Source organism: Pseudomonas sp. CM25, from assembly GCF_013179705.1.
Lineage (GTDB): Bacteria > Pseudomonadota > Gammaproteobacteria > Pseudomonadales > Pseudomonadaceae > Aquipseudomonas.
On record NZ_JABMCW010000471.1, the window covers coordinates 1 to 3,343 of the forward strand.

At 52.1% G+C, this 3,343-nt stretch carries 2 protein-coding genes and 3 pseudogenes; 4 read left to right on the forward strand and 1 reads right to left on the reverse strand.

The genetic code is table 11. The annotated features are described in order from the left end of the window. The 4 genes and pseudogenes from HP546_RS28010 to HP546_RS28025 form a co-directional block, all read left to right on the forward strand. A pseudogene (locus tag HP546_RS28010) lies at positions 1-717 on the forward strand (PAAR domain-containing protein); the annotation flags it as partial. Further along, the gene (locus tag HP546_RS28015; RefSeq protein ID WP_172232403.1) at positions 707-1,102 is read left to right on the forward strand and encodes a hypothetical protein; all 396 of its coding nucleotides are present in this window, start codon (positions 707-709) and stop codon (positions 1,100-1,102) included. The pseudogene HP546_RS28010 and the gene HP546_RS28015, both read left to right, overlap by 11 nt. Positions 1,103-1,499: 397 nt before the next feature. Next, positions 1,500-1,892: a hypothetical protein gene (locus tag HP546_RS28020; RefSeq protein ID WP_172232406.1), complete on the forward strand. Its 393-nt coding sequence runs from the start codon at positions 1,500-1,502 to the stop codon at positions 1,890-1,892. Between the two features lie 10 nt (positions 1,893-1,902). Continuing rightward, a pseudogene (locus tag HP546_RS28025) lies at positions 1,903-2,501 on the forward strand (hypothetical protein); the annotation flags it as partial. Positions 2,502-2,892: 391 nt separating this feature from the next. Here HP546_RS28025 and HP546_RS28030 read toward each other — a convergent pair. Beyond that, a pseudogene (locus HP546_RS28030) lies at positions 2,893-3,343 on the reverse strand (TerC family protein); the annotation flags it as partial.

The following is a 3,343-nucleotide window of genomic DNA, read 5'->3' on the forward strand; positions in this document are numbered from 1 at the left end:
GCGGGGTTGCTCAGCAATGCCAGCCAGTCTATGGGCGTGGGCAAGGATATGCTGGACCAGGGTTTGAAGCAGGTCAGTGGCACGTTGACCAGGATCGAGCAGTTGCATCAGCGGGAATTCATGCGCCATGGCCACCTGAACAGTCCAGGGTTCTTCGCTGAACGGCGGCAGCTCTTGAAGCAGCTGGATGGACAGTTGAAAGTGGCATTCCTTAACAAGCAACTGAACCTGGGAAGCTATGAAAGGCTGAAGAAGAGTTTGAACATTTCGACCAAGAGCCTTGTACACCACTGGTCGAAGGCCGGCGGGCCGGGGCAGATTCCGGGGTATGCAACGCATCTGGACAAGGTGGCGCGGCTTGGCAATTTCCTGAAATATGGGGGGTACGCTGCAATTGGCCTGAGTGGGACCTCGTCCTATTTGAAAGTACAAGAGGTCTGTCGAAGTGGGGACGCGGAAGCCTGTGCAAAGATTCGATATGTTGAAACCGGATCGTTCAGTTTGGCGGTCGGGGGCGCATCAGCGGGGGCGGCATTGGCTGGTACTGCGGTGGGTACATTATGTGCCGTATTTACCGCAGGTACAGCAGGAATAGGTCTGCCAGTTTGTGGTCTCGTGGTTGCGGGAACAGGTGGTCTAGCAGGTGGAAAACTTGGAGAATTGCTGGGTGGGTCGTTCGGCGAATTCATCTATGAGGTATCTAATGATGAAATTTGAGAGCTGGCCGGTGGTAATGAAGTTGCTATTTGTAATTACCCCATTTGTCGTCTCTCTCCTTGGTGTATTGATTAATCTTTCTATTACGTTATCGCGCGACTTCCATGTCGTCTGCTCTGCGATTACCAGCAATCCGTATATGGAACGGCTAAAAATATCCTGGGGGACGTCAAACCTGAAATGGCGTTGGATGTTGGTCTGCAGTATCGGCGGTCTTGTCACATTTCCGGGGCTAGCTTTGCGCTCTGGCAATCTGAATGTCGATGAGTTGAGGGCATTTCCTTCAAAGCTGAAACGAAAGCTTGGAATTTCGGCGTGGTTGTCAATTATCGGGTTTGTCTGGATTGCGGTTGCAGCCGCAGTAGTCGAACTGTCCAGAGCGTAGCGGAATGGTCAATCTCGATCCGGGCGGCTTCTAGGTGGCATACGCCTCTAAAGAAGTGATCTCTGCGCGAATTCGATCAGCCCCGCATTTGCGGATCTGCCTCGTTACTGAACGCAACATTGGAATTAGCGGGCTGTCTGGGTTGAGCGTCCTTGATGTTGCCTCCTCCGCTCGCATCTTGACCAACGGATATGCATTAAAGTGTAAGCTCAACAATTTTGTAGGAAACATCTGAATTTCTTTTACAGGCACTTGAAGCGCCCTTGGTGATGTTAGGTTTTCCAACCTGAATCATGCAAAGGGAGCTTGAACATGCGCGTCATCCTGGAAGGAAAAGGTCAGGCAGTCGACGGTGATGCAACCACGAAGGCTGGTGAGCAGATTTATGAGATTACAGATGATTGACTTCGATAGCTGGCCGCCCGCTTTGAAATTATTATTTCTTATCGTCCCGTTCGTCAGTGGGTTCGCAGGGCTTGCTCTGAACGCGCAAATTGCAATGTCACAAGATTTCAAAATTGCCTTGTCAGCTATTCAAAGCAACCCCTACTTAGAGCAAATGAAGCCCATTTGGGGAAAGGGAGGCTTGAGATCTCGATGCCTGCTTATAAGCGTGGTGAGCGCTTTGGTCACGTTCCCTACGTTCCATATTTACATGGGCTGGCTTGACCAAAACGAGCTAAAGAGCTTTCCTTCATATTTGCAGCGAAAAATGGTTGTGGGGTTGTGGCTGAATTTCTTTGCTGTTTTCTGGACGCTGATTGGTTACTTCATTATAAGAGGTGAGTAGTCCGAATTGGCGCGAGTTTATGCACTGCGGCCAACTGAATAGTCGTGGTTATCCCCGAGTGTCGACAGTTGCTGCAGCAGCTGGATGGGCCAGTTGAAAGTGGCATTCCTTAACAAGCAACTGAACCTGGGAAGCTATGAAAGGCTGAAGAAGAGTTTGAACATTTCGACCAAGAGCCTTGTACACCACTGGTCGAAGGCCGGCGGGCCGGGGCAGATTCCGGGGTATGCAACGCATCTGGACAAGGTGGCGCGGCTTAGCAAGTACCTTCAATATGGTGGGTATGCTGCGATTGGGTTGGGGGGTGCTTCTTCATATTTAAAAGTGCAAGAGGTTTGTCGCGCTGGTGAGACTGAAGACTGTAAAAAGGTCAGACTAACCGAGACGGGAGGTTTTGCTACTGGAACCGCCGGAGCGATAGTTGCCACCTTAGGAGCAAACCTCGTATCCGGAACAATTTGTGCCGCTGTTACCATGGGCTCGGCAGGTCTGGCTGCACCGGTATGCGGCATAGTGCTGGTGGGCGCCAGCGGCATGGCTGGGGGAGTGCTGGGCGGGAAGCTCGGTGAGTCCGTAGGCGAGTTTATTTACGAGGCAACCAGTGATTGACATTACTGGCTGGCAACCACTTGCTAAAGTCGCGATTCTATTAAGTCCGTTTGCTATCAGCATACCTGGACTAGTCCTTAGTGCTGTCTCGACATTGACCAAAGATTATGATGTCGCGTGCTCGGCCATCACCAGTAACCCCTATTTTGAAAGCATCAAGTGCTATTGGGGTTCTGGGTCATTCAAGTGGCGCTGGATGACGCTATGTACGGTAAGTGGGCTAGTGGCATTTCCATGGCTAGCGCTGCGAATGGGTCAACTGGATGCTGGTGAGTTAAATGCGTTTCCGCAAAAGCTTAAACGCAGGTTGAAGATTTCTGCCTGGCTAAACATGACCGGACTCATATGGATGGTGATTGTATGGGCGTTATTCAAGTTCAAGTAGGGGTAATCAGACCCGCATCTGCGGGTCTTCCTCTTTCTGGCCGGCTTTACGATCGGCATTTGTAGCTTGCCCGAGCGCCTGATCTACGACAGCCACCTTCTCCCCCCGCGTCTTGACCAACGAAACCACCACTCCACCCAGCAACAGCCCGAACGTCACCCCCAACGACAGCAATGCTGGCACCTTGCCCACCATGCCGTGATAGAAAATCTTGCACCCAATGAAGATCAACACCAGCGCCAACGCATACTTGAGGTAAACGAAGCGGTGCATCAGCGCCGACAGGGCGAAGTACAGCGAGCGCAAGCCAAGAATGGCAAAGATGTTCGAGGTATAGACGATGAACGGGTCCTGGGTAATGGCGAAGATCGCCGGGACGCTGTCGACGGCGAACACCAGGTCGGCCAGCTCGATCAGCACCAGCGCCAGGAACAGTGGGGTGGCATAGCGCAGCGCC

Bases quoted from the DNA above. Each gene is read 5' to 3' on its own strand.
- HP546_RS28020 (WP_172232406.1), top strand. From the start codon at position 1,500: ATGATTGACTTCGATAGCTGGCCGCCCGCTTTGAAATTATTATTTCTT.
- HP546_RS28015 (WP_172232403.1), top strand. From the start codon at position 707: ATGAAATTTGAGAGCTGGCCGGTGGTAATGAAGTTGCTATTTGTAATT.